The organism is Caldalkalibacillus uzonensis (genome assembly GCF_030814135.1).
Lineage (GTDB): Bacteria > Bacillota > Bacilli > Caldalkalibacillales > Caldalkalibacillaceae > Caldalkalibacillus > Caldalkalibacillus uzonensis.
Map to the genome: position 1 here is coordinate 1 of NZ_JAUSUQ010000005.1, position 25396 is coordinate 25396.

General features: G+C 45.5%; 19 protein-coding genes and 1 pseudogene. 19 read left to right on the forward strand and 1 reads right to left on the reverse strand.

Translation table 11 applies throughout. The features are described from left to right. Positions 1-311 precede the first annotated feature (311 nt). The 7 genes from J2S00_RS07610 to J2S00_RS07640 all read left to right on the forward strand — a co-directional run bounded on the left by J2S00_RS07610 (position 312) and on the right by J2S00_RS07640 (position 11298). Positions 312-1250: a GmrSD restriction endonuclease domain-containing protein gene (locus J2S00_RS07610; RefSeq protein ID WP_307337676.1), complete on the forward strand. Its 939-nt coding sequence runs from the start codon at positions 312-314 to the stop codon at positions 1248-1250. A gap of 107 nt (positions 1251-1357) precedes the next feature. Beyond that, entirely contained in the window at positions 1358-5680 is a 4323-nt protein-coding gene (locus J2S00_RS07615) for a PDDEXK-like endonuclease domain-containing protein (protein ID WP_307337679.1), read from the forward strand. A 135-nt stretch (positions 5681-5815) separates the two neighbouring features. Continuing rightward, positions 5816-6403 carry a hypothetical protein gene (locus J2S00_RS07620; RefSeq protein ID WP_307337682.1) on the forward strand — a complete coding sequence of 196 codons (588 nt, stop codon included), beginning with the start codon at positions 5816-5818 and terminating at the stop codon, positions 6401-6403. Between the two features lie 108 nt (positions 6404-6511). Further along, positions 6512-6760: an HI_0552 family protein gene (locus J2S00_RS07625; protein ID WP_307337685.1), complete on the forward strand. Its 249-nt coding sequence runs from the start codon at positions 6512-6514 to the stop codon at positions 6758-6760. Positions 6761-6783: 23 nt separating this feature from the next. Further along, a complete protein-coding gene (locus J2S00_RS07630) occupies positions 6784-8790 on the forward strand; it encodes an McrB family protein (RefSeq protein ID WP_307337686.1) in 2007 nt (668 codons plus the stop codon). Further along, the gene (locus tag J2S00_RS07635; protein ID WP_307337689.1) at positions 8762-11026 is read left to right on the forward strand and encodes a restriction endonuclease-like protein; all 2265 of its coding nucleotides are present in this window, start codon (positions 8762-8764) and stop codon (positions 11024-11026) included. Before J2S00_RS07630 ends, J2S00_RS07635 begins: the two co-directional genes overlap by 29 nt. Then, the gene (locus J2S00_RS07640) at positions 10963-11298 is read left to right on the forward strand and encodes a hypothetical protein (RefSeq protein WP_307337692.1); all 336 of its coding nucleotides are present in this window, start codon (positions 10963-10965) and stop codon (positions 11296-11298) included. Before J2S00_RS07635 ends, J2S00_RS07640 begins: the two co-directional genes overlap by 64 nt. Before the next feature lie 262 nt (positions 11299-11560). Here the strand turns inward: J2S00_RS07640 and J2S00_RS07645 are convergent, their stop codons facing one another. Then, a complete protein-coding gene (locus J2S00_RS07645; RefSeq protein ID WP_307337696.1) occupies positions 11561-13564 on the reverse strand; it encodes a bifunctional metallophosphatase/5'-nucleotidase in 2004 nt (667 codons plus the stop codon). A gap of 403 nt (positions 13565-13967) precedes the next feature. Between J2S00_RS07645 and J2S00_RS07650 the strand changes: the two genes are divergently transcribed. From J2S00_RS07650 to J2S00_RS07705, 12 genes and pseudogenes are all read left to right on the forward strand, one after another. Continuing rightward, positions 13968-15944 carry an acetate--CoA ligase gene (locus J2S00_RS07650; RefSeq protein WP_307337698.1) on the forward strand — a complete coding sequence of 659 codons (1977 nt, stop codon included), beginning with the start codon at positions 13968-13970 and terminating at the stop codon, positions 15942-15944. Positions 15945-16094: 150 nt separating this feature from the next. Next, positions 16095-16403: an HPr family phosphocarrier protein gene (locus tag J2S00_RS07655; RefSeq protein WP_307337700.1), complete on the forward strand. Its 309-nt coding sequence runs from the start codon at positions 16095-16097 to the stop codon at positions 16401-16403. Positions 16404-16647: 244 nt separating this feature from the next. Continuing rightward, a complete protein-coding gene (locus J2S00_RS07660; protein ID WP_307337701.1) occupies positions 16648-17082 on the forward strand; it encodes a PTS sugar transporter subunit IIA in 435 nt (144 codons plus the stop codon). A gap of 55 nt (positions 17083-17137) precedes the next feature. Continuing rightward, positions 17138-17407 carry a PTS sugar transporter subunit IIB gene (locus tag J2S00_RS07665; RefSeq protein ID WP_307337703.1) on the forward strand — a complete coding sequence of 90 codons (270 nt, stop codon included), beginning with the start codon at positions 17138-17140 and terminating at the stop codon, positions 17405-17407. A 25-nt stretch (positions 17408-17432) separates the two neighbouring features. Beyond that, positions 17433-18698: a PTS ascorbate transporter subunit IIC gene (gene ulaA, locus J2S00_RS07670; RefSeq protein WP_307337705.1), complete on the forward strand. Its 1266-nt coding sequence runs from the start codon at positions 17433-17435 to the stop codon at positions 18696-18698. Positions 18699-18784: 86 nt separating this feature from the next. Beyond that, complete coding sequence (locus J2S00_RS07675; protein ID WP_307337707.1) at positions 18785-19177, forward strand: alpha/beta hydrolase; 393 nt, start codon at positions 18785-18787, stop codon at positions 19175-19177. Positions 19178-19357: 180 nt separating this feature from the next. Next, positions 19358-19643 (forward strand): annotated as a pseudogene (locus tag J2S00_RS07680) (aldo/keto reductase); the annotation flags it as partial. Between the two features lie 79 nt (positions 19644-19722). Further along, entirely contained in the window at positions 19723-21048 is a 1326-nt protein-coding gene (locus J2S00_RS07685; protein WP_307337709.1) for an MFS transporter, read from the forward strand. 257 nt (positions 21049-21305) lie between these two features. Further along, the gene (locus tag J2S00_RS07690) at positions 21306-22361 is read left to right on the forward strand and encodes a FecCD family ABC transporter permease (RefSeq protein WP_307338357.1); all 1056 of its coding nucleotides are present in this window, start codon (positions 21306-21308) and stop codon (positions 22359-22361) included. A gap of 5 nt (positions 22362-22366) precedes the next feature. Then, the gene (locus tag J2S00_RS07695) at positions 22367-23380 is read left to right on the forward strand and encodes a FecCD family ABC transporter permease (protein ID WP_307337711.1); all 1014 of its coding nucleotides are present in this window, start codon (positions 22367-22369) and stop codon (positions 23378-23380) included. A 16-nt stretch (positions 23381-23396) separates the two neighbouring features. Next, positions 23397-24227 carry an ABC transporter ATP-binding protein gene (locus tag J2S00_RS07700; RefSeq protein ID WP_307337714.1) on the forward strand — a complete coding sequence of 277 codons (831 nt, stop codon included), beginning with the start codon at positions 23397-23399 and terminating at the stop codon, positions 24225-24227. A 52-nt stretch (positions 24228-24279) separates the two neighbouring features. Next, positions 24280-25254, forward strand: a complete 975-nt coding sequence (locus tag J2S00_RS07705; RefSeq protein ID WP_307337717.1) for an iron-hydroxamate ABC transporter substrate-binding protein — start codon at positions 24280-24282, stop codon at positions 25252-25254. The last annotated feature ends 142 nt before the right edge of the window (positions 25255-25396 follow it).

The following is a 25396-nucleotide window of genomic DNA, read 5'->3' on the forward strand; positions in this document are numbered from 1 at the left end:
TGAATTTCTTACGGTTCATATTGGACACATCCTCTCCCAATTTTTATTGTAAGGGACTTAACTAAAATGTGTCCATGAAACTATACTAACACCAAAAAAGTTTTCAAGCTCCTCTCTCATAATGAGCTCAAGTTTTTCTTTAACAAATGCTCTTAACAAGTTATCTAGTTGATTTTCTATCCCGGAATTTGTTACACTTGATACCATAAGGTAGGGTACTCCTTTCTTTTATGGAATGTCGCCAATTCCGAGGATACCCTACCTATTTTTATTTTTTCAAGTGCTTACACAAAATATTGTACGTCATCGAAATGGATCAACACTTACATTTACAAAATAATCCTAGGGCAGTGAAAGACTTCTTAAAAAATGCTTTTCATTATTACACCGAACTGTATCACCGCATATTACAATATCGTCGAGAACCTCATGATGATTATATTCACGTTTATTATAATCGACTGACTGAAATGGATAGTCAGTTTACTCTTATCTTATCGGCTTGTAAGCTCCATGATCCACAAGAAGATGAAAAGATAAAAGTGATATCGTATGAGGTTGATCGCCTCTTTACATTACTACAACTTCAAAGAAGTTATGACAGTAATGATTTTAATGAGTCCATTTATGATATTAGCAACAAAATTAGGGAACAAGATGTTAGCGTGATTAGAAAAGTGTTTGATCAAAAATTGATTGAGCTATTATCGGAAAACCGCGGTGTTAAAATTGCTGATGTTTTCTCCTATAACTTATTCCGTGATACCGGCATTGAGTTAAATAAGCGATTTAAGCGATACTTTTTTGCTCGGATTGAACAATTTATTGCCGATAATACAAACATGCAAATGAAACATTCATTGTATGATTTAGTGGCTAATACGGGTCCCGTGAACGGATTTCATATCGAGCATATCTTGGCGGATAATCCTGAAAATCTGGCTGCATTTGGACATGATGAAGACCGATTTGAACGGGAGAGAAATCGTCTAGGTGGATTATTGTTATTAAAAGGGAAGGATAATATATCCAGTAATAATGAATCTTATTCTGAAAAATTGAAATCCTATGCCAACACACTGTATTGGAATGAAACCTTACGGCGGGACAGCTATAAATCAAAGTTAGATTTTAAAAAGATGATCAGAAAGTATAACCTTAACTTCCGGCCAATGGATAAGTTTGGTCCAGAGGAGTTAGAAGAAAGACACCAGCTTTTGTTTGACATGGCTAAGATTATATGGAAATAAGATATAATACTGATTGGTGATTAAAAAGGGCACGGTTAACTTCATTTAATCGTGCCCCATTAATGGAAGAAAGAGAGTAGATCGAAAGAATGTGAGGTGGTTTTAGCATGCTTGGTACCACTTCAAAAGTGGCTCAGATTTTTGAGTACTTACTTGCCGTTAGAAATTTGAACGAAAAAATTGATCGAAAGTTAATTGACTATGAACGAATATGGTGGCTTCATGAGCTGGTTGAAGATGAGGGATGTTATATTGCGGGTCGGGGGTCTGATGAGGCGGCATGGTTAGAGGTACATAAACAAGAGATTCCACCCAAACTTGTATTACCCTTCATTCTAAAACAATGGGTTGAGTATTCTGATTCCCCGGATAAAAATCCGGAGGTGATCAAATCCCGTTTGATCGGTAATGAGGACCAGGGAGAACATAAAAAGATCCTGTTTGAGGACGACCCCAAACGGGTGGCAGCCTACAATGAATGGTATCGCCATCAGTGGGAACCTTGGGCACAGGTGGCTTCTCGAAAAATGAAAATTCAACGTTTATACAATGAACTCTTTACCTTATATCAAAGGTTCCAACGGGAAGGAGAACTCCTTGAGCTGGCGTGGGGACATGGGCTGTTAAATTGGAGTGTTGGATCTGAAAAAATTGAACGGCCTTTTTTTGTTACCCCTTTGGAATTACAATTTGAGGCTAAAAAAGGGGTGTTTAAACTTTATCCTACTAGCAAAGGCACCACTTTAGAATTGGATATGCTTAACAATCTAGATATTCCCAACATTAGGCGCTTACAACAAATGGAACGCCAAGTGGGAGAAATAGACCTTAATGTGTGGGATAGGGATAGTCTTACGCCCCTTTTGAGGGAAATTGTGCACACAATCCATCCCCAGGGCCGTTATGTGGAAGATGAAAAGCATCGTCCCCAGCAACCTCGTATACCGGTGGTGACATATACACCCGTCTTATTTTTAAGATATAAAAATAACAGGGTATGGCAACGGGAATTATTAGGTATTTTAGAGAAGCTGCGTAATGGTTTTCCTGTGTCTGATCCGGTTCAACTCCTCGCCACAACAGATACAGAGCAGATTATCTCCCGGCATCAACAGGACAAACAATGGGCTAAGTCAGGGGAACAATTATTATTTCCCTTGCCAGCCAATGAAGAACAAAAATTAATTGCTCAGAAATTAGCGACTCAACCGGGGGTCGTTGTCCAAGGCCCTCCGGGAACAGGAAAGAGCCACACGATAGCTAATCTCATTTCACATTTGTTAGCTCATGGCAAACGCGTATTGGTGACCAGTGAAAAAGAACCGGCTTTACGGGTATTAAAAGAAAAAATTCCGCCCGAAATTAGATCGTTGTGTGTCAGTCTGCTTGGTGGAGATTCAAAATCACTGAAAGAATTAGAAACGACAATTAAAAATATTGCCGAGGGAATGGATTCTAGACAACCTGAAATCATTCAGAAGAATATTTCGCGGATGAAAAGAGAGTTGGATGAAACCAGGAGACAGATGGCCAAACTGCAGAAACAAATCAATGATTCGGCAGAGGGTGAAAATAAACGGATGACCATTGATGATTTGGTTATGACCCCGTTGGAGATGAGCAAATGGTTAGCGGCCAATAAAAGACATGATTGGTTTCCTGATTCACCAAACGTCGATCAACCATTCCCTTTAACGTCAGACGAACTTAAACACTTCATCACCTTGCTAAATGATTTAGAGATTGAAGATATTCAACAATTGCAACAATATCGGCCATCCACAGATAGTCTCCCTTCTCCATCACAGTTTGAAGAAAACGCTTTTCATGTCAAACAATTAGCGAATCAGGCCAAAGAACAACAAGTGTATTATGCGGACTGGACTTTAAGTGAAATCCCATCCAATTTAGACCAGTTAATTAAAAGTGTTGATCAAGCAATCACTATTCTTCCAGATCCGTCGACCCCTTGGCTACATATGATCATTGAGGACATAGTGAGTGGTGGGGAGAGGGGGCAAATGTGGACAACATTGGCTAATCAGTGCCATGAACTTATTGCTGAATGGCGAACCTTACGACAAACGTTAATCCAGCACAGTGTGACTGTACCTGAGGAAAAAGAGCAATTTCAACTCATACAAGATCTTCAAAAGTTGAAAGATCACCTTGCCAGACAGAAGGGAACTGGATGGTTATTTAGAAACATCACTGGTAGAAAATTAGCCTATTTGTTAGATCAATGTCGAATTGATGGACGCCCAATCCAATCAGAGCAGGACTGTGATATCATCTTAGACTATTTAAAGATTGAAGAATTAAGTCGGAAAATTGCCTTAGTCTGGAACAGACATATGGCTGAAGTGAATGGACCAGAAATTAAGTCGTCCGATCCACGTTTTATTATCAAACTAGAAGAGTATCTATACGAAATTGTTTCTCTACTTACATGGCCAGAAAAAATGGAACAATTAAGGTCACAAGTAGAAGTCCTAGGGCTTCCGGAGAACCCTCAGTGGACTAAAAGAGATTGGTTTAAAAAGCTTAAGAAAGGTCTCCTAGGGCTTAAGATCAAAAGGCAATATCAACAAGCCATGGTCTTCTTTCAAGATTTGAAGAATCAATTGATCAAAGGAAAAGAAGCACATCATGCCCATGAATCGTGGGATCAATTGTTTCAAGCTTGTGAAGAGTTGAATGAGGATAAATGGAATCTGGTTTATCAAGAGCTGCTTCGTTTTGAAGGAATGGAAGCCGATTATGCTCAGTTTGTTAAGTATAGATCTAGGTTAAAAGAAACGTGTCCAAGATGGCAAACTCAATTAGAAACAACACGACAAGAAGGACAATCTGTAGACTTGCCGGAAGATGTATTCTTGGCATGGAAATGGAAAAAAGTTGATGCATGGCTTAATGAACTCAGAAAACAGCCAAGTATTGAACAACTTGAGCAGGAACTGACTCTTTTACGTAAAACCGAGTCTAGATTGATTCGCCAATTAGTGGCTGAGTCAACCTGGTTAGCTCAAATTAAACGCACAACATCCGCTCAAAAACGAAGTTTACATGCGTGGTTAAATGCCATTAAAAGAATCGGAAAAGGGACAGGTAAATATGCCAACATGTATCGAAAAGAAGCACAAAAAGAGATGACCACATGTAAGGATGCCATCCCTGTGTGGATTATGCCAATTCAAAAAGTAGTGGAAAATATTGAATTAAATACAAACTTTTTTGATGTGATTATCGTGGACGAAAGTAGTCAAAGCAACCTCATGTCCCTTTGTGTGTTGTTGCGTGGAAAGAAGGCTGTTATTGTAGGGGACGATAATCAAATTAGCCCTGAAAGTGTAGGGATTAACGTCGCCGAGGTCCATGAGCTGATTGAAAGACACCTAACGGATATCCCTCAAAAGAAACGGTTTGAAATGACGACCAGTTTGTATGACATCGCCAATCAAATATTTGAAGGTAAAATTTTATTGCGAGAGCATTTCCGCTGTGTACCGGAAATCATTCAATTTAGCAACGATCTAATGTACGGAGGGAAGATGGATCCCTTGCGGATTCCCCATCCAGACGAAATGATCGAGCCCCCTGTCTTAGCCGTGCGAGTCGAAGAAGGTTATCGAGAAGAACATACGACCAAACAAATTAACCGGCCTGAAGCAGAGGCTATTGTTGATTATATTGAAAAAATATGTTCCAATCCGAAGTTAAAAGATAAAACAATTGGTGTAATTTCCCTGCAACAATCAGATCAAGCCCGTCTGATCGAAAATATGCTTAGAGAGCGAATTGGTGAAGAAGAGATGTTAGAACGGAAATTGCTGTGTGGAGATGCTTATACGTTCCAAGGTGATGAACGAGATATTATTCTTTTATCTATGGTCGTGGCAACAAATATGAGGATTGGAGCTTTAACCAAAGCTTCTGATATGAGACGTTTTAATGTAGCATCGAGTCGAGCGAGAGACCAAATGATCTTATTCCATTCTGTGGACCTAAACGATTTAAACCCTAACTGTGTCCGATATCAATTGTTAAATTACTGCCTCAATCCTGCCCGTGTCCAAACGGACTTAGAACAATATGAGCATGAATTTGATTCTCAATTTGAAAAGGATGTCTTCCGTTTAATCTCGGCTAGAGGGTATCGTGTTGTTCCACAATTTAAAGTCGGAACAGCAGGTAAAAGAATAGATTTAGTGGTTGAGGGCATGCGCAACCGCTTGGCTGTAGAATGTGATGGAGACAGATGGCATGGGCTTGAACAATGGGAAGCGGATATGGAACGCCAACGTGTATTAGAACGCGTAGGCTGGACGTTCTGGCGAGTAAGAGGCAGCGATTTTTACCTTGATCCAGAAAAAGCAATGGAGCCTTTATGGAAAAAACTTGCCGAAATGGGCATTGAACCTGCAGTATAGTTGTCACTTACGATGTTGAAAGGCACGATTTTACGTTTGATCGTGTCTTTCACTTTTTATTAAATAATGCAGGATATCAATCGAAAAAGCAGAAATATATAAAAATAATATATATTTTAAAAGGGGTGTATCTTAATGCCTCTGCTAAGTTTAACCGATTTTGTTGATATAGTATCAAAATCTGGGACACCTAAAATCACTAAGATTCGTCAAATTAAAGTTAGGCCTGACTATAATCCTGCTCTAGATTATTATAAATTACTTCGTAATAGATTAATTGAGACTCATGAAAAAAATTTAGGTAAAAGCTATTTAAAGAACTTATTACAATATATTACGGATCAACGTAAACTACATAATTATGAACCTCTGATTGAGGAATATTGTAGATGGTGGGGCAGAACAAAATATGATTGGTTTAATCCTCCCTCAGGCAAATGGACTCACGGGTCTGTACAAGTGACTATTAATCCTGAACTCGGGCTGATAAAAGATGGTAAGAAATTGTTAATTAAACTTTACTTTAAATCTGATAAATTATCAAAAAACAAAGTTAGCGTTATATTATATTTAATGAAGAATGTGCTCGTCCAAGAAAATTCATCAGATATGAATGTTGGTATACATGATATTCGACACGGAAAAATGTATACTTCTCCTATTAAGGAAGAGGGTTTAGATGCTATGTTAAAGGGTGAAGCTGCATATATTGAAACAGTATAGAATGCTATTTAACAAAATATAGAGCAGATTTATTATATATGATCTTTAAAAATATAATATATAATAGTATATTTCAATGAGCCTTTGAATCCATAGAGGAGTGACTCCATGCAACTAACAAACCACCACTTCGATGTTTTCGACCGCGACTCGTACGAATACCGCGTCAATTCACCGAATGCTGAACAAGTGCGGCAAGAATACCAGACCGCTTGGCAAGATTGGAACCGATTAATGGATTTGACATTAACTAGGCTTGAAGGTGACGGTATCAAAAAAGAGAGAACGGAAAACTGGCAAAACAGTGGTCGGTTATCCCGTCGATTTTGGACCAGATTTAGCGTGAAGATAGATTAGATTCGGCATCCTGTATCGCTGTTATGATCAACCGTCTCAACCTGCGGGTTTATTTGGAGTGGCATAATAAAGCAACGGATAAATCAGCGAATTCATTGCAGGATCATAACGATTATTTACAATTTGTTAAACAATGGGCAGATGAACAGCACGTCAACAGTAACCGTTATTTTGTATGGACATCCCAGGATGGTGACGAACAAGAGTATTTGTCTTTAACCGACTATTTAAGGGATTCATCTTACCAACAACAATATCAAAATCACGTTAATCATAATCATGATTGGGTCCGGATCGGCGTTGTTGTACCGAAAGAAGAGGTTGTACAGTGGGACAATATCGAAGAAAAACTTGCCCAGTGGTTAAAAGAGCTGCTGCCCCTTTATGATTACACCACGGGTGGCAAAAATCATATGCTGCTCCCCTCCTCTCTGAGAAACCTGTTTTCACCCGGCCGCAGGCAAGCCTCATATAAAATGGTTCTCACTTTAGCTTTGCTAAACACCATGGATCAAAACGGAATTGCCAGGCTGTCCGATGTAGCCGAAGACGCGATTGCTTATTACAAACAAAGGGAAGACAAGGGTGAAATCATTGAAAATTCAAAAACGGAGCTTGTCAAAAGTGACTGGAAAGATCCCGGTTATATTCGACGGCTGTTACTGAAAAATCCCTATCGTCATATGCAGGACGTTCTGGAGAAAATTGAGCATGAGCAAGTTGAATATTTAAGGTTTAAACCTGAAATGTGGAAAGAGATGAATCAGGATGTTATTGCAGCCTTAAGAGTGTATGCCACAGAAGCATTGCAAGACTATTATTCCTCTCTTTCGGACAATCTCGAAAAAAGTGAATCCGTGGTGTTGAATATACCTGCTAAGGAAGGTTTATCCCACATCCAATCCTACATCCGTTCCAAAGGATTCTACTATTCAGACCGGTTTATAGAAAACTTTTATCTTTCACTTAAAACAAAGCCGTTTGTTATTCTGGCCGGGACCTCCGGAACAGGTAAAACCAAACTGGTTGAGCTCTTTGCCGAGGCCATGGGTGCCACCGAGAAGAATGGACGGTTTAGACTGATCCCCGTCCGTCCCGACTGGAGCGACCCCTCGGATTTATTGGGTTATGCGGATTTGCAGGGAGAGTTTCGTCCCGGTCCGTTGACTGCGGTGCTTCAAGACGCTTTAAGACCGGAAAACAGGGACAAGCCCTATTTTGTCTGTCTGGATGAAATGAATTTGGCCCGGGTGGAACACTATTTCAGTGACCTGTTAAGTGTGATGGAGACCCGTAAGTGGGATGAGCAAAAAAAGACCATTGTCACCCATCAACTTTTGGACTCGGCTCCAAATACAACTAACGGGAGTGCCCCCAATGATCTGTACATACCGGATAACGTCTATATCATTGGGACTGTCAACATGGATGAAACCACCCATCCCTTTAGCAAAAAGGTCCTGGACCGGGCCAACACGATTGAGCTAAACGAGGTTAATCTGGAGGCATCCCTCGATTTTTACTTAGAGGAAACTAGAGAGCGGGAAACAGCTGAACAACAGGTATTTGGCAACTCGTTTTTAAAAGCGGATTATCTCATACTGAAAGATGCGTTTACCGGGGAAAACGAACCATTAATCAGGCGGACCGTGCAAAAATTAAGCGAGATTAATGGCATTCTGGCCGGGGCCCATCTGCAGGTCGGTTTCCGGGTACGGGATGAGATCCTCTTTTACATGCTGTACAACGACCGCTTTCAGCTCATGCCGGAACAGGAGGCGCTGGATTTTCAGATCATGCAAAAAATCCTGCCCCGCATTCAGGGGAGCAGCATGAATATCAAGCGCATCCTGGTAGAACTGTTTAACACATTGGGGAACACCAACTTGTCTGAACAGGATCACGGACTATACGATGAAATGAAACTGCGTGTGGAAGCAAATTCCCCTTACCGCCGCTCATTGAGCAAGCTGGCAGAGATGGTCAGGAGGTTTGAAGAGGATGGTTTCACCTCATTCTGGATGGCCTGATCAAGTTCAGGACCTTCTCCATATCGAAACGGAGCAACTGGTGCTGACAATTAAGGGCAGGCCCGTTCATCCCACGGTGCGGCAACTGCAGCTCCATGATGAAGAGAACAAAGCCCTGTTGGAAGTGTATCCGGCTGAGGCGGAGGTGTATCATTTTGATCCCCGGGCCGCAACGGAGGATCACCTGGTTCCCTATAGCGGCCCCGACGTCTATCCGGTCTTCTATGAGAACCAGGATTATGAGCTGGTCATTCAGGTGAAGGATCCGGATCTGACTATCACCTTTGAGCATGACAATCCTTCCCTTTCAAAAGCCGTTTCCAAGGTAAGAGGCATGGACCGGTTGTGGACCGGACACCTTAATTTTCGCAACGAGGTGGGCTATACCGAGTTTAGAATCAGGTCGGGAAAAGTTTTGTTGCTGAAGGTCACCCCTTCCAAAATGGATTACCGCCGGGATTATATGCAATTGTTGGACGAGGTGAACCGGACCGTCTACAACCTGGCCTATGATTTTTTGCGCAAAACATTTCATACCATGGGGCTGTATGAGGGGCAAAAACCCACCAAAGCGGAGTTTTTTGCCATCCTGGAGACCATCATGGACCAGCTGGTCCAGGCGGTGGAACGGATTGAACTGTTTCCCCAAACCAAGCTGGAAAGAGAAGAGCGGATACGTCCGGCAGACAGGGTGCGCAAGGCCTCCCGGAGAAATCACCGCTGGCTGGCCAAAAAGCTCCATCTCCTCCAGCCCCATCAACTGGGGATGTTACAGATCGAAGGGCAGGCCTATCATCCTTTACGTTTACGGGAAGAGCGGAAACGGCCATCCTTTGACACACCGGAAAACCGCTTTTTAAAGTGGATGCTGCAACAACTGATCAGGCAGCTGAACAGCTTTGAACAAGCCTACAGGGAGGCCTTTGCCCAGCGGGATCAGAATGAGACATTTTTGGCCCGGGTCGAGCGGACAAAACAGACGTTGCGCCGCCTGGTTCACAAACCGTTTCTGGCTGAAGTGGGGGCTTTGCAGCATATTTCCATCACCCTGGTCATGCAGATGGGGACGGGTTACCGGGATGTGTACCGTTTTTACCTGATGTTGCGCAAAGGCTTATCCATCCAAAGCGATATTTTCCGTCTCTCTCCCAAAGACCTGGCCACGCTGTATGAGTACTGGTGTTTCCTCACCCTGCACCGTTTGCTCAGCAAAAAATACGAAGTGGTGAAAAATGATCTTATCAAAATCAATGACAGGGGCTTATACGTGACTCTGGAAAGGGCTGCAAGCGGCAAAGTAACCTACCGCAATCCCCGGACCGGAGAAAGATATCAACTGGTTTACAATCCCCTGTATAAGGATGGCGTGGTCAATCAGCGTCCAGATCATGTCCTCTCTTTGCAGAAAGAAGATTCACAGATAACGTACAAGTTTGTCTTTGATGCCAAATACCGCCTCAATCCGGCCGTGCCGGGCAGCGATTATGCCCGTAAATACGGGCAGCCGGGTCCGGAAGAGGACGACATCAACACCATGCACCGTTACCGGGATGCCATCATTGTCCAGGACAGGACGGATGAAGCTCACGGAGGAGGTTACCAACGCCTGATGTACGGGGCCTATGTGCTGTTTCCTTACCGGGATGAAGGAAGGTACCGTCAGCATCCCTTTTACCGCAGTATCGATACGGTCAATATCGGGGGGCTGCCTTTTCTGCCCGGGACGACATCGATGGTGGAAGAACTGCTGGACCAGCTGATCACCGAAACGGCGGAGGCTTCATTTGAACGGGCCACCCCGGTGCGGGGTATGAGCGAGTTTTTTGCCCGGAAAAAGGCCAGTCTCAACGTCCTGGTGGGTTCCTTGCGCCGGCCCAGGCAAGGATATGACCAGCTTTCCCTTTGTTTGCAACACCGCTTTTACCATATTCCTCTGGAGCTTGTGCAATACCATTTGAGCCACATTGAATATGTGGCCTTGTATCAGCAAAAACATGATTATCCGCCGGGAGGCATCCTCTATTACGGCAAGGTGAAAGACTTTCAGATCGTGAGGCGCAGAGAAATAAAGGAGCTGCCCCGAAGACCGGAGCGGGAGGCGCGGCTGTATGTCCGGTTCAATGTGCAGGATTGGGAAAGAGAAAAGAGCCCATTGAACCGAGGGGGTACGGGGTGTCATCCCATTTATTCACCTCTTGGGAATTATTCAACCAGGCGGTGGAACTTCCTGAACTGACATTGAAAAATGAAGAACAATACCGTCTGTGGCGTGAGCTGCGCCGGGTAGATCAAAATGTGCGTCTCCATTTGCAGAACCGTTGGGCTGACCGGATTAAGGAAGATGAATTGGTTTATGAATTGATGGGCATCAGGTTGACTGTTCATCCCCGCCGGGGCAAGGTGTTGATCCAGATGGGGAAGGATCACCGGGAGGTATCTCTGGCCGATTTGCGTTTCAGGCCCAAGAAGCTGTTGAATATGATTGAAAGGTGGAGGAAGGGCCAGTAAATTTAATTGGAAGTGGTTACTATGGATAAAGAACGTGTGATATCAAGGGCTTGTGAATATATAAAATCAGGGCAAAAGGAAAGCGTATAAAGCTAATTGAAGATGAATCCCTTTAAAAGGAGAATGATACCTAAAAGGAAACTAGGAAGAGAGCCCGTAATTAACGAAAAACTTAATCTCATAACAGAAGCATGGCAGCCGTGCGGCCGCCATGTTCGTTTCCTGCTTATACAACTATCTGTAAGCCTTTGCTGTGCAGTTCTTAAGGAATAACGACGATGCGTCCTTCCACATCAGGAATGTCCGGTTCCTGATGCAAGTATTGCATGAGTGCGGTGCTCAACAATTCCCCAGTGTCTGCCACCAATTCCCCTTCTGCCAGCCATGTATAACCATCTCCCCCTGATCCCAGGAAGTCATTCGTCGCCACCGAGTATGTGCGGTCATACTGCAACGGTTCTCCGTTTATCCAAACGTCTTGTACGCGGCTGCCCGGTGGCTGACTGGGATCAAACGTAAAGTTCAGGCCCGATACTTGCAGGAATCCGCCGTGTTGGTCTGGATAGCGGGACACACTGTGTTCCAGCACTTGCTCCAGTTGCCCTCCGGTGATGAGCAGTTTAACAACGGTGTTTTGGAAAGGGAGGACCTCCATCACATCTCCCAAGGTAATCTCTCCTGGCCCGAGACTGGCCCGGATGCCTCCTCCGTTTTGCAAAGCGATATCGGCACTGACCATGTCCCGCATGGCATCAGCGATTAAATTGCCCAGGTTGGTTTCCTTTGTGCGAACTGATTCTCTGGCCCCATCCAAATAGCGGTCCGTATACCCGATCACTTCCTGTAACGCTTCGTCTGCTTTCTGTTTATAGCGCTCCAGAATATCCTGCACGTGCGGATCTTGCGCGATATCAGCCGAATCTTGCCATAAATAACCGTTTATTCCGATCAATCGCCCGTTGTGAAAGAGCATGGTAGTGGAACCCAGATGTTTGCCATATTCATAGGCTTGGGTCACATAGGTGTCGCCGATGAACTGCGGTGTGTGCAGGGTGGAGTGGCTGTGACCGCCTACAATCAGATCGATGCCTTCCACTTCTTCTGCAATTCTTTGATCAACCGCCAGTCCGGCGTGGGTGATGAAAATGATGTGATCTACCTCGTCTTTAAGTTTGTCAACATAGTTTTGTGCTGTTTCCACTTCATCTTGGAATTCAATGCCCTTTACGTTGTCCGGGTGTGTGGTGATGGGTGTATCCGTGGAGGTTAAACCCACGATGGCGAATGTTTTGCCCATCGTTTCCAAGATGACATACGGTTCCAAAATGGGCTCACCGTTTTGGACGATGTTGGCGCTGATAAGGGGAAAATCAACCAGTTCAGCAAATGCTTTAAACCGGTCCAGCCCGTAGTTGAAATCATGATTGCCGGGCACCATGGCGTCAAAGCCGATTTCGTTCATCACCTCTACTGCTGCCATCCCTTGGTTGAAATTAACATAATTGGTGCCGTGAAACGTATCTCCCATATCAAAGACAAACACATGCTCGTGCTGTTCCCGGGCACGGTTGATCAACGTGGCGATTTTACTTAATCCCATCTCCCCTTTTTCGGGATCGCCCAGTACTCTGCCATGCAAATCGTTCATATGTATAATGTTCACTTTATCGAGCTGCTCATAATGCCGGAGCATATGATCCAAGTCTTGTTTTGAAAGGGGAGCTTTGGGCTGTAAGGTGTGTCCTTTCTTGACAGTCAGCACCTCTAATTCATATGCAGCAGCCATGGATTGCTTTGCCCATTCACTCACAGCGCGATGATCCCTGAATTGGGTCAAGGCCTGATCGTCATAAGCAGAGGCCAGATTCAAGGCCTGTACATAAATATGACAGGCTTCCTGACGACTAATGTGTTGTCGCGGATGGAAATCTTTCACTTGCTCCTCGTCCAGCCATTGTAAACGAAGCGCTGCCTCCACATATGGGGCAAATTCATCATCAATATGCTCCCATTCCATATCCGCTGCGCTCACATCATACAACTGGACACCGATGGTTTCAACGAGTGCCTTCAGAAATGTGGCTTTTGATACCGGTTTGCTGCCGGACAGACTGTTGTGTTCCGCAGTTATTGTTCTTTCACTGTCAGTCTGTGCAGCGCCTGCCCCTTCGGCAACTCCAGCCCCGAAACCCAGGCCGGTGATCATCACGGACAAGAGAACACATAAAACAACGGCACGCATGGTCAACCTTGTTTTGTTGAACATGGACCCAGCCCCTTCCTATGGTTATTCATCCTCTTTCATATTACTGGAAAAAGTTTAACGTCATGTTACCTGAAGTTAAAGTTTACTTTAAGCTTAACATGCTATTCGACTGTATAAGACAAAATTAGAACTTGCTGACAGAACCCCTTGCCTTATAAAATTCAAATAGAGTCCAGCTCCCATTCTAAAAACCCTTGCCGTGAACGGATAGGAATGATTCACCTCACACTGAAATAAGATTTACCAAGGCATCCGCCCTGTACAAACATACGATTGTGAATAATGTTCCTGATATTCCTATGAGAAATTGAAAGCGATTCCATTGTAGTAAGGTGTTTGGGTGCCTTTATGAATATTTTAAAAAGAGTGGAGATTAATCTTTCAGCGTGGGGGAGGGGATTGGATGAGTACAGATGTAGGAGGCATTCACGAAGTCATCAAAAATGTTCAGCTTGTTTATCCGGACGAAGCGAAACAACGCTCAACGGCTTTGGGAAGCAGTGAAGCTTTTCAGGATTTGTTAAAAAAATCACAGGAAGATCCCGCAGCTTTTTGGGATGAGGTCGCTCGGGAACTGCACTGGTTTGAACCGTGGCAAGAAACAATCAGGGGCTCGTTGCCCGACTTTGAATTTTTCAAAGGGGGCATCAGCAATCCTTGTTACAATCTCCTTGACCGCCATATCGCCAATGGTGCAGCCAATAAAACAGCCCTGATTTGGGAAGGTGAAGACGGACAAACGCAATTTTATACGTACCAGATGCTGCTGGCCGAAGTGAACCGCTTTGCCAATGTGCTCAAATCTTTTGGGGTGAAAAAGGGCGATCCTGTGGCCATTTACCTGCCCAATCTTGCTGAGTCCTTCATTGCTATCCTTGCCTGTTTCCGGCTGGGGGCGGTCTATAGCACGATTTTTTCCGGTTTTTCCGAACAAGCTTTGCTGGACCGGTTGTCTAGTTATGAGCCCAAAGTGATCATCACTGCAGATGCCACCCTCCGGCGCGGAAATGTGATTCCGCTGAAGGAAAAAGTCGACCGTGTCATCGATCAAATTCCTGATGTGCAAGCAGTGATTGTCGTCGACCGCCTGGGAACAAATCCGGAGATGAAAACAGGAAGGGACTATTGGTGGCATGAACAACGGGCCAAGGCCGGTATTCACTGCGAGCCCGCCCGTATCGAAGCGAATGAACCCGGCATTGTTTTCTATACAAGCGGGACCACAGGAAAACCAAAAGGAGTGGTTCATGCCGGCATGGCCTTCGTCGTTCAAAACTACATTTATGCCAAATATCATATGGACTTTAGGCCGGACGATGTCTTTTGGTGTACGGCCGATGTTGGCTGGCTGACGATGCATATCTGGGGTGTTGCCGGTGCTTTGGCCAATGGGGTCACCACGCTGGTTTATGAAGGCGCTCCCAATTATCCGGATCAGGACCGGATTTATCAGATTATTGAGAAATACCGGGTGACCAAACTGTTCACGGCTCCTACTGTGTTGCGAATGCTTCGCAGTCTGGGTGATGATGCCGTTAAGCCTTATGATCTTGCATGTCTCGAAGTAGTTTCTCTGGTGGGAGAGCCGTTTGATCCGGAAACGTGGAATTGGACATATGAAGTGCTCGGACAAAAAAATATTTGCGTGAACAATACTTGGGGTCAGACGGAAACAGCAGGCACGCCCCTGGCGGGTGCAGCCTGGCTGACACCGATGAAACCCGGATCGGCCGGCATTCAATTTTTGGGCGCTGATTTAGGCATTGTGGATGATGAAGGCAAACCTGTCCCTCCAGGCACATTGGGCAACCTGGTTATACGGAAGCCTTTTCCCATGCTGTGCCGTACACTATGGAAAGAACCTGAGCGTTATTATGAGAAATATTTCAGCCAGGTGGAAGGCTGCTATTACGCCAGTGACATTGCTGTACAGGATGAAGACGGGTATTTCTGGGTGGTGGGTCGTTCCGATGATGCCTTTAATGTTTCAGGGCATCGTCTGAGTACCATGGAAATGGAGAGCGCTGTCCTTGAGTGCGAATCAGTGGCTGAAGTGGCGGTTATCGGTGTACCGGACGAGATCAAAGGTGAAGTTCCGGTGGTTTTTGCCACTCTTAAAGGAGAAATACCTTCAAAGGAAGCATTAAAAGAACAAATTGAAGACAACATTGTCAAAGGGATTGGTCAAATTGCCCGGCCTAAAATGGTCTTTATTGTGGAAGCCATGCCGAAAACAATCAGCGGCAAGATCGTGCGCCGCCTGTTAAAGGAAATCGTGGTAAAAGGTGAAGTGTCAGGGGATCTCACCGGGCTTGAAGATCCAAATGTGCTTGAGGACATTAAACATGTGGTTTCAGCTGAGATGAATTCGAGTGTGTAAGTCCCTTTGATCTGAATTCTCACCGCCTGAAGTCCGCAATGTGTCTCTATGAAAAGGAATAAGCAACCCCAAACAGCCCTGCAGGGAATAAACCCTGCAGGGTTTTAACCGGAGCATTTTACTTATCGCCAGGTATTACCCTTGGTCAGATTGGCTGAATCATTTGAAAGCAACATCTATTTTAAACGTCAATCCATTACATGTAATGCTAAAAGCTTGTTAGGGCTTGTTTCATTCTTTTGGTATTTAAACAGAGGAGACCGGTTTTTGATACAGGCCAAGGGCAAAGATGCCTATGAAGCTGTAGAGCGCTTGAGCCGTTTTTTAGTTGACAACAGGCATATTGATCTTGATTACTGGGAAGAAGCTGGTATTGACGAGCTGAATAGACTGTGGAAAAAAGTTGGTGCAGAACCTTCGTCATTGCGCTTAGCCGCTAAGAATCTTTTGAATAAATAGCTTTTGGAGCTGTTAACCCCTTCACAAAACCATCTCAAGGTGATTGATCATGAATCAAGACTGGTGAGCAGATCTCCAGTCTTTTTTTCTGCATATTGGAGGCGCATTCATTTTTCGGTTTTTTCCTCTTTATCATGATCATAAGATGATGAAAGAGTGAAGAGCGGTGCTGCTCTTTATCGAGGCATGAAAAAGCTTCTTGCCAACATCATATCCATTCCATTAAAAGGAGTTGGTCAACGCCATGACAGATAAGAACCCATTTCGTCCCCTTATTGAAGTGAATGTAACGGCCGCTGACTGGAAAGAAGCGGTCCAATACGGCGGTGATTTGTTGGTGAAAGCCGGAAAAGCAGAGCCGCGCTATGTACGGGCCATGATTGACAACATCGAACAGCTGGGACCGTATATGATCATTGCCCCGGGCGTCGCTTTGCCTCATGCCCGCCCCGAAAACGGGGTTAAGCAGAAAGGGTTAAGCATTGTCCTGTTAAAAGAGCCTGTGCGTTTCGGTGAGGAAGAGGTGAGGCTGTTGATTAGTCTGGCTGCCACGGATAATCATTCCCACCTTGATCTTTTAAAGCAGGTGGCGGACGTGCTGCAGAATGAAGATAATCTAAATCAAATATTTCAAGCAAAAAGCGCTGCAGACATTGAAGCTTTGTTTGCTGCTTCTTAAATATCGAAATGGATCATATGTATGCTTACAAATGAGCCTAGGGGAGGTGATGCAGGTGAAAATTGTAACCGTATGCGGCATGGGATTGGGCTCCAGTTTGATGCTCAAAATGACAGTGGAAAAAGTCTTAAAGGAAAAAGGAATCAAAGCCACGGTGGAAACTTGTGATTTCAGCGCGGTTTCCGGTGTGGAGGCCGATATTATTTTAACCAACGCCGAATTTGCTAAACAGATCAATCATGCTCAAGCCAAAGTGGCTGCGGTGCGTAATATCGCCAGTCAGGAAGAAGTGTCCACAGTTTTGGAGCAGTTGCTTGAAGACTAAATCTGTAACAGGAGGAGTGAGGGGCATGGCTGTTTTTGAATTTCTGATGAATGAAATCTTAAGTTTGCCGGCTGTGCTGGTCGGCATTATGGTTTTGATCGGTCTGGCCGTCCAAAGAGCCGATCTGTCTAAGATTTTCTCAGGGACGCTGAAAAGTATTATCGGTTTTATTATCCTCGGATCCGGTGCCACGGTGATTATCGGTTCTCTTGATGCTTTGGGCGGCATTATCGAAGAAGGCTTTAGTATTCATGGTGTGGTCCCGAACAATGAGGCCATTGTTGCCTTGGCCCAGCAGACGTTAGGGAGGGAAACAGCTCTAATCATGGGCTTTGGCTTTATCGCCAATATATTATTTGCCAGGTTTACCCCGCTGAAATATATTTTCTTAACCGGACATCATACATTTTTTATGGCAGCCTTGTTGTCGGCCGTGCTGGGTACCGCGGGATTAAGCGGTTTTGCTTTGGTGCTGACAGGTTCGATCATTTTAGGGTTTCTGATGGTATTGATGCCGGCCATTGGCCAACCATTTATGAGGCAAATTACGGGCAGCAACGATATTGCCATCGGACACTTCAGCACCATTGGGTATGTGTCTGCCGGGTTGGTTGGAAAATGGGTGGGCAATAAAGAGCAGTCTACAGAGGAGATTCAGATTTCTGAAAAGTGGTCCTTTTTACGGGATTCATTGGTGGCCACTGCCCTGACCATGGTGATTATCTTTGTTATCATGGTGCTGTTTGCCGGTCCGTCCGTTGTCAGCCATTATGCTGGTGAGCAAAACTTCATCATGTTCGGCATTATCCAGGGGGTTACATTTGCAGCAGGGTTGAGCATTATCCTCTTAGGGGTGCGCATGATCCTTAATGAAATTGTACCTGCTTTCCGGGGAATTGCTGAAAAAATTGTCCCGGGTGCCAAACCTGCCCTGGATATTCCCATTGTGTTTCCCTATGCCTCTACGGCAGTGATCATTGGCTTTTTATTCAGCTTTGCCGGCGGTCTGATCAGCATGTTTTTTTTGGGCTTGCTCTCACTGCCGTTAATCATCCCGGGCCTTGTTCCTCATTTTTTTACGGGGGGCGGAGCCGGTGTGTTCGGCAATGCTACAGGGGGAAGAGTGGGCGCTGCCGTTGGAGGATTTGTCAACGGTGTGTTGATCAGCTTTATTCCCGCCTTGTTGTTACCGGTGCTGGGCAACCTCGGCTTTGCCAATACAACATTTGGAGATACGGACTTCGGCATTGTGGGTATCATTATCGGCTTTATAGCTAATTTGTTTAGTTAGGAGGGGAGGATCGGCAATCCCTTTTTATTTTTGCGCCTATATCATCCAGCCTCATTACCCGTTATTTTAAAGAAAGGGGATTGCCAATGTCTGCCAACACCTTTACTTTTATCACTCAAGATGGCGTGGAGATTGTTGCCAGGAGATGGGCGCCCGATCAGGTCCAGCCAAAAGCGGTTGTCCAAATTGCCCATGGTATGGCCGAACATATCCAGCGTTATGATAATTTTGCCAGGCACCTGGTTAAGCACCATTTTGCCGTTTATGGGAATGATCACCGGGGACATGGTTTAACAGGCCAAAAAATGGGCATTGCCGGTTATTTTGCAGATGAGGACGGCTTTGACAGAGTGGTTGGCGATATTGAACAGAAAAGAAGTTTATGCAGATATTGTCAGCTGGCTGGAAGAACAGCTTGTGCGGAACAACAGTTAAGGCAACGTGTTTTTTGTTTTTACGATATTATTTTAGAACACTAAAAGCCTCTGCGACTTTACGCGCATTTGAATAAATAGTTTTTTGATGTTATGTCATTGTTTTCTTGACTAAAATAATGGTAAAATCTTTTTAATTATATTGGAAGATAAAAGATAAAGAGACATAATATTGATCCTTCCTAGAGCGGTAATTGACGATTGACGCTGATGATTAACTTGATATTAAAACGGCTCCAACGGGAAAGGATCGATTTGTACCAGATTCATTGCCTGCCTTTACATATTCTGAAAGATGGAAGCGTGTTTGAAGTGCTGGACAAACTGCAGGAAGAAGGAAAGATTTGTTATTACGGGGTCAGTGTGGAAACGGTTGAGGAAGGATTGTTTTGCTTAACCGATCCAAACGTTAAAGCCCTGCAACGGTGAGGCGTTCAATGTGGGGGAAACATTTGCTGGGCTGCCGTTTGAAAAAGGGGTTGAGCTCAGCCGTCAGTTGAGCTGGATTGCACCAGTTTTATGAAAACGAGGTTCATCCCCATATCCGCGGGGCTTATTAACAAAACCATGATCATAGAAAGGGAAAAACATTGATACAAACCAAAACAACACCTGAACAACAAGGTTTCGTCAGACGGGATTATGGATTGTCTTCACACAAGCTGCCCTTTAAAAGCCCGTTTTTTTATGGCTGGGTTATTGTCGTCATGGGCGCTTTGGGGCTCTTTTTTTCCGGGCCCGGACAAACCTATTCCGTCAGTGTATTTATCGATGCTTATATTGAAGCCTTTGGCTGGGACCGTACTTTGGTGTCCAGCATCTATTCCGGAGCAACCTTGCTTGCCGGTCTTTTGCTGTTTGTGGTGGGCAAATTGGTAGACCGATTCGGCCAGCGGCCCATGACGGTGGCCGTTGCTTTGCTTTTGGGCCTGGCCTGTTTATGGAACAGTTTTGTCATGGGGCCTGTCATGCTGTTTATCGGCTTTTTCCTGATTCGCCTGCTGGGTCAAGGGTCCATGACCTTATTGCCCAATACGTTGGTGCCTCAATGGTTTGTCCGCTATAGAGGGCGGGCGATAAGCTTTATGAGCGTCGGTGTTTTGTTAAGTGCCGCTGCCTTTCCGCCGCTGAACAACTGGCTGATCCAAAACTGGGGCTGGCCTGTGGCCTGGAGGGTTTGGTTCGTTGTTCTGGTCTTTTTCTTTGCTCCTTTGGCGTTGTATCTGATTCGCAATAAACCGGAGGATGTGGGGCTTCTTCCGGATAATGACCGTCGGAGAAAGTCAACTGGGAGCGTGGGCACGACCATGTCCACATCCTCCATACAAGAAGAATCATGGACATTAAAAGAGGCGATGCGCACCAGGGCCTTTTGGCTGATCTTGTTTTGTGTCGGTGTGCCGTCCATGGTCAATACAGGCATAACCTTTCATTTGTTTTCAATCCTGGCCGAAAGCGGCATTGGCCGGGGCACAACAGCCTTTCTCTTAAGCCTGGTGCCGTTAATCGGTTTTGTCTGTTCGTTAGCTGCCGGTTTTATTATGGAGAAAGTAAAAGTCCATTATGTCCTGTGTGTCACCTTCCTGATAGAACTGGGGTCTATCATGATTCTGCTATTGGGTTCATCCGTGTACACGATTTTGTTCTTTGTCCTGTTGTGGGGCATTTTTGAAGGCTTTTTAAGAGTGTGTGTAGGCGTGGTGTGGCCCAATTATTTTGGGCGAGAACATTTGGGCACCATCCGCAGTGTGGTCACGACGGTCACGGTAATAGGTTCAGCGTTGGGTCCGTTGCCCTTTGGTATCGCCTATGATTTGTATGGCAGATATTCCGAAGTGTTGTTGCTGATCATGCTGTTTCCGTTGTTGGCCGTGTTTGCTGCCATTTTGTCGCCGCCGCCGGTTAAAAAAGCATAAGCACGATTGGGTTGCACAGAACCCAGTACGTTATTGATGACAGGTCTGAACAAGATGAGGACAGCTCATAATGGGGTTGTCCTTTTTTATGTTGTGCCATTTTGATTTAACTTCAAAACCCTTAACGATGGCACAAACAAAATATTATCTTGAATTAGTAAGTGAGAATGATTATACTTATCTATGATAATGATTATCAATTTCTGTTTTGGAAGAACATATCTTTGATCAAAACAAAGGATTGGATACATATGGCCATGAGAGAAATTGAGCTTGTACAGCGGCAACCGCCACAAGAGGAACACAAAAAGGTTACCTCACGTCCTCTTGTGGCCTCAATTATTCTTGGTGGCGGGATTGTTGCCCTTGTGTTGGGGCTTGGGGCTTCCATTTCCCTGGGGGCGGCTGACATAGGCTTGAGAACGGTATGGACGGCAGTATTCCAATATGATCCTGAACTGACATCCCATCAGATTATCCAAGCATTGAGAATCCCAAGGGCATTGGCAGCAGCTTTAGTGGGTGCCTTTCTGGCTGTTTCCGGAGCCATCATGCAAGGGATGACCCGCAATCCCCTTGCTTCGCCTTCAATTATGGGTATCACGGAAGGATCAGCCTTTATGATTGCCATTGCCTTTGCCTTCTTTCCGGGAACTTCCTATCTCGGCCTGATGTTGTGGTCCTTTGCAGGGGCCGGGATTGGCGCTGCTCTCGTCTTCACCATTGGTTCCCTTTCCAAAGGGGGATTGACGCCTGTTAAGTTGGCCTTGGCCGGAGCCGCGGTAGGGGCCCTTCTGAGCGCATTGTCTTCGGCCATTGCCATTCACTACCGGGTGGCCCAGGACATCAGCTTCTGGTATGCGGGAGGAGTGGCCGGAACCCAATGGGTCAGCGTGAAGCTGATCATTCCGGTGGCCGTTATCGGTTTATGTCTGGCCATGATGCTGGCTCGCTCAATTACAGTACTCAGTTTGGGGGAAGAAGTGGCCAAAGGGTTGGGACAACACACGGTCCTGGTTAAAGTGTTGGGGACGGTCGTGGTGTTATTGTTGACGGGTGCCGCGGTTTCTGTGGCCGGCAACATCGGTTTTATCGGCTTGGTGATCCCGCATATCACCCGCTTTTTGGTCGGGATGGATTACCGCTGGATTATGCCTTGTGCCGCTGTATTAGGCGGGCTTCTCCTGGTCTTGGCTGACATTGGGGCCCGGATGGTCAATGCCCCCTATGAAACCCCGGTTGGGGCCATCACCGCTTTGATCGGTGTGCCGTTTTTCCTCTGCCTGGCCCGCCGCGAAGGGAGAGGATTGTAGTGGACATGGTTAAACAGGCAAACAAAAAGCCGTTGCTGGTGATGGGCATTTTATCGGGTCTGATTCTTCTTTCGCTATTTATCAGCTTAAACACGGGTGTGAGCCGTATTGCTCCGCTTGATGTGATCAAAACCCTGGCCGGGTCGGGCACTGAAAAAGAGCAGCTTGTCCTGTTGGATTTCCGCCTCCCAAGGTTGGTCATTGCCTTATTGATAGGGGCTGGATTAGCCGTTTCCGGTGCGATTTTACAAGGGGTATCCCAAAACGGTTTGGCTGATCCGGGCATTTTGGGCATTAATGCCGGAGCAGGATTGGCGGTGGTGTTATATATTTTCTTTTTTCAGGGCTCTGCCTCTTCCTTAAGTCTGTTATCTATATTTGTGATGCCTTTTTTCGCTTTGCTCGGTGCGTTGTTGGCCGCCTTGTTGATTTATGTTCTGGCTTGGAAAAAAGGGATGGCCCCTGTGCGGCTCATTCTTGTCGGGATCGGGGTGAATGCCGCTTTCAGCGCCGCGCTGATTATTTTCCAATTAAGAATGAACCCCCATGATTTTATGCAGGCGGCCGTTTGGTTAGCGGGAAGTATATGGGGAGCCAGTTGGAAATTTGTTGTCGCTGTTCTGCCTTGGATTTTGTTGCTTATACCTTTGAGCCTATACAAAGCAAGATATTTAAATGTGTTAAATCTGGGCGATCAAGTGGCAACAGGCTTGGGAGCGGCTGTTGAAAAGGAGCGGGGAATGTTGCTTTTCCTTGCGGTGGCCCTGGCGGGTTCCTGTGTTGCCGTTGGGGGAGGCATTGCCTTTTTAGGTCTGGTCGCTCCCCATTTGGCCAGACGCCTTGTGGGGCCCAAGCATCAGGTCCTTATTCCGGCTTCTGCCTTGATGGGAGCTTTGTTGCTGCTGACCGCCGATACCATCGGCCGATACCTGCTGGCTCCATCGGAACTTCCGGTTGGCCTTGTTGTTTCCGCCTTGGGAGCACCTTATTTTATTTATCTGTTGATGAAAACGAACTGATGCGGGAGGGATTGAAGTGGTCACGTTGGCGGCTGAAAAGCTGGGCATTGCTTATGGGAAGCTGGACATTGTCAAAGGGCTTAACTTAACCATTCCGGAGGGGAAAGTGACAACCATTATCGGGCCCAACGGGTGCGGCAAATCAACGATTTTAAAAACATTGGCCCGCATTCTTCAGCCCAAAACCGGGGTTGTTTATCTGGACGGGAAAGCCATCCATCAACAATCGACCAGGGAGATTGCCAAAAAAATGGCGATTCTGCCCCAAACACCTGAAGCGCCAAGCGGCTTAACCGTATCCGAGCTTGTTTCCTATGGACGCTTTCCCCATCAGCGCGGTTTTGGACGTCTGACGGACGAGGACCGCCGCATTGTCCACTGGGCATTGGAAGTGACGGGCGTGATCCAGTTTCGTGAGCGGCCTATTGAGGCGCTGTCAGGCGGACAGCGGCAGAGGGTGTGGATTGCCATGGCCCTCGCCCAGGAAACCGATCTTCTTTTGCTCGATGAACCGACCACCTATCTCGATTTGGCCCATCAGCTGGAAGTGTTACAACTGCTGGATAAACTGAACCTGGAACAGCAACGGACCATTGTCATGGTGATTCATGATCTCAACCATGCCGCCCGTTTTGCCCATCACATGGTGGCCATCAACAACGGGACAATTATCAAAGAAGGGACCCCGGAAGAAGTGATGAGACCAGATGTTTTAAAGGAGGTGTTTAACATTGATGCTGAGATTGTAAAGGACCCGCGGACGGGCAAACCTGTTTGTCTGACCTATGATCTTCTATCCGGAACAGAGCATGCTGAAGATCAACAGCTGGTCCATGCACCGGCTTAATCATCCACCCTGGTTTTAACAGATGAGAACATAGAACAAAGGAGAGAGAAACATGTGGCTTAATCGTGATGCTAAAAGTTTAATTATCATATGTGCCATTTTATTGTTAGGCACTTTGCTGACGGCCTGCGGCCAAACCATCGACAGCACCGCATCTGAAGCAGAGCAGGCCCAGGCAGACACAACGGAAAGTGAAACGATCAGATTTATGGCTGCAAACGGGGAAATTGAGCTTCCTCAACAGCCTGAACGCATTGTGGTGATTGCCGACAGCTATGTTGGCTATTTTATGGCTCTTGGCATCACACCGGTGGGTATTTCTGAAAATGCATTGAAAAATCCGTACTTTGAAGGGAAAGTTGACGGTATTGAAAGTATAGGGGACTCAGCCAACCCGTCGCTAGAAAAAATATTGGAACTAAAGCCGGATCTGATTGTTACTTTCAGCGGCACCGAAAACATCGACCAACTTGAAAAAATTGCACCCACAGCAGCCATCGAATACGGGCAGAAAGATTTGAGAGAGCAGTTGAGAGACTTCGGTAATTTGACCGGCAGGGAAGAAGAAGCAGAAGCCTGGATTGCCGGTTGGGAGGAAAAAATAGCCGAATACAAGCCACAGGTGCAGGAAGCTGTAGGCGATCAAACTGTTTCCATCCTCCAACCGTATGCCAAAGGAATCTATGCTTTTGGACATAACTATGCCCGAGGCGGGGAAATCATTTACGGAGAGTTTGAATTGAAAGCACCGGAAATGGTGCAAAAAGAGGCGATTGACAGCGGTCAAGGATGGGCAGACTTGTCGCTTGAAATGTTGCCCGACTATGCCGGGGATTACATATTTACCAGCGCATGGGCAGGAGATGATGCCGATCCGGACGTGGTTTATAACAGCACCATCTGGAAATCGTTACCTGCTGTAAAAAATAACCGTGTGTTTAAAATTGATCCCGTGGGTTCGTTCTATAATGATCCTGTATCCTTGGAGGAACAGCTTGACTTCATTGTCCAAAGTCTTACGCAGTAAAAATAAACAGATATAAACCAGTTTCAAAAGAATTGATGATTGAACTTTTAAATGATGCTGGGAGGAGGATTTTGCTGCAACAGCGGCCTTAAATCAAAACTTGAAACATAAAATGATAATGATTATCAATATTAATTAAGGG

Bases quoted from the DNA above. Each gene is read 5' to 3' on its own strand.
- J2S00_RS07660 (WP_307337701.1), top strand. From the start codon at position 16,648: ATGACAGATAAGAACCCATTTCGTCCCCTTATTGAAGTGAATGTAACG.
- ulaA (WP_307337705.1), top strand. From the start codon at position 17,433: ATGGCTGTTTTTGAATTTCTGATGAATGAAATCTTAAGTTTGCCGGCT.
- J2S00_RS07695 (WP_307337711.1), top strand. From the start codon at position 22,367: ATGGTTAAACAGGCAAACAAAAAGCCGTTGCTGGTGATGGGCATTTTA.
- J2S00_RS07630 (WP_307337686.1), top strand. From the start codon at position 6,784: ATGATCAACCGTCTCAACCTGCGGGTTTATTTGGAGTGGCATAATAAA.
- J2S00_RS07610 (WP_307337676.1), top strand. From the start codon at position 312: ATGGATCAACACTTACATTTACAAAATAATCCTAGGGCAGTGAAAGAC.
- J2S00_RS07635 (WP_307337689.1), top strand. From the start codon at position 8,762: ATGGTTTCACCTCATTCTGGATGGCCTGATCAAGTTCAGGACCTTCTC.
- J2S00_RS07705 (WP_307337717.1), top strand. From the start codon at position 24,280: ATGTGGCTTAATCGTGATGCTAAAAGTTTAATTATCATATGTGCCATT.
- J2S00_RS07625 (WP_307337685.1), top strand. From the start codon at position 6,512: ATGCAACTAACAAACCACCACTTCGATGTTTTCGACCGCGACTCGTAC.
- J2S00_RS07620 (WP_307337682.1), top strand. From the start codon at position 5,816: ATGCCTCTGCTAAGTTTAACCGATTTTGTTGATATAGTATCAAAATCT.
- J2S00_RS07645 (WP_307337696.1), bottom strand. From the start codon at position 13,564: ATGTTCAACAAAACAAGGTTGACCATGCGTGCCGTTGTTTTATGTGTT.
- J2S00_RS07650 (WP_307337698.1), top strand. From the start codon at position 13,968: ATGAGTACAGATGTAGGAGGCATTCACGAAGTCATCAAAAATGTTCAG.
- J2S00_RS07615 (WP_307337679.1), top strand. From the start codon at position 1,358: ATGCTTGGTACCACTTCAAAAGTGGCTCAGATTTTTGAGTACTTACTT.
- J2S00_RS07675 (WP_307337707.1), top strand. From the start codon at position 18,785: ATGTCTGCCAACACCTTTACTTTTATCACTCAAGATGGCGTGGAGATT.
- J2S00_RS07690 (WP_307338357.1), top strand. From the start codon at position 21,306: ATGAGAGAAATTGAGCTTGTACAGCGGCAACCGCCACAAGAGGAACAC.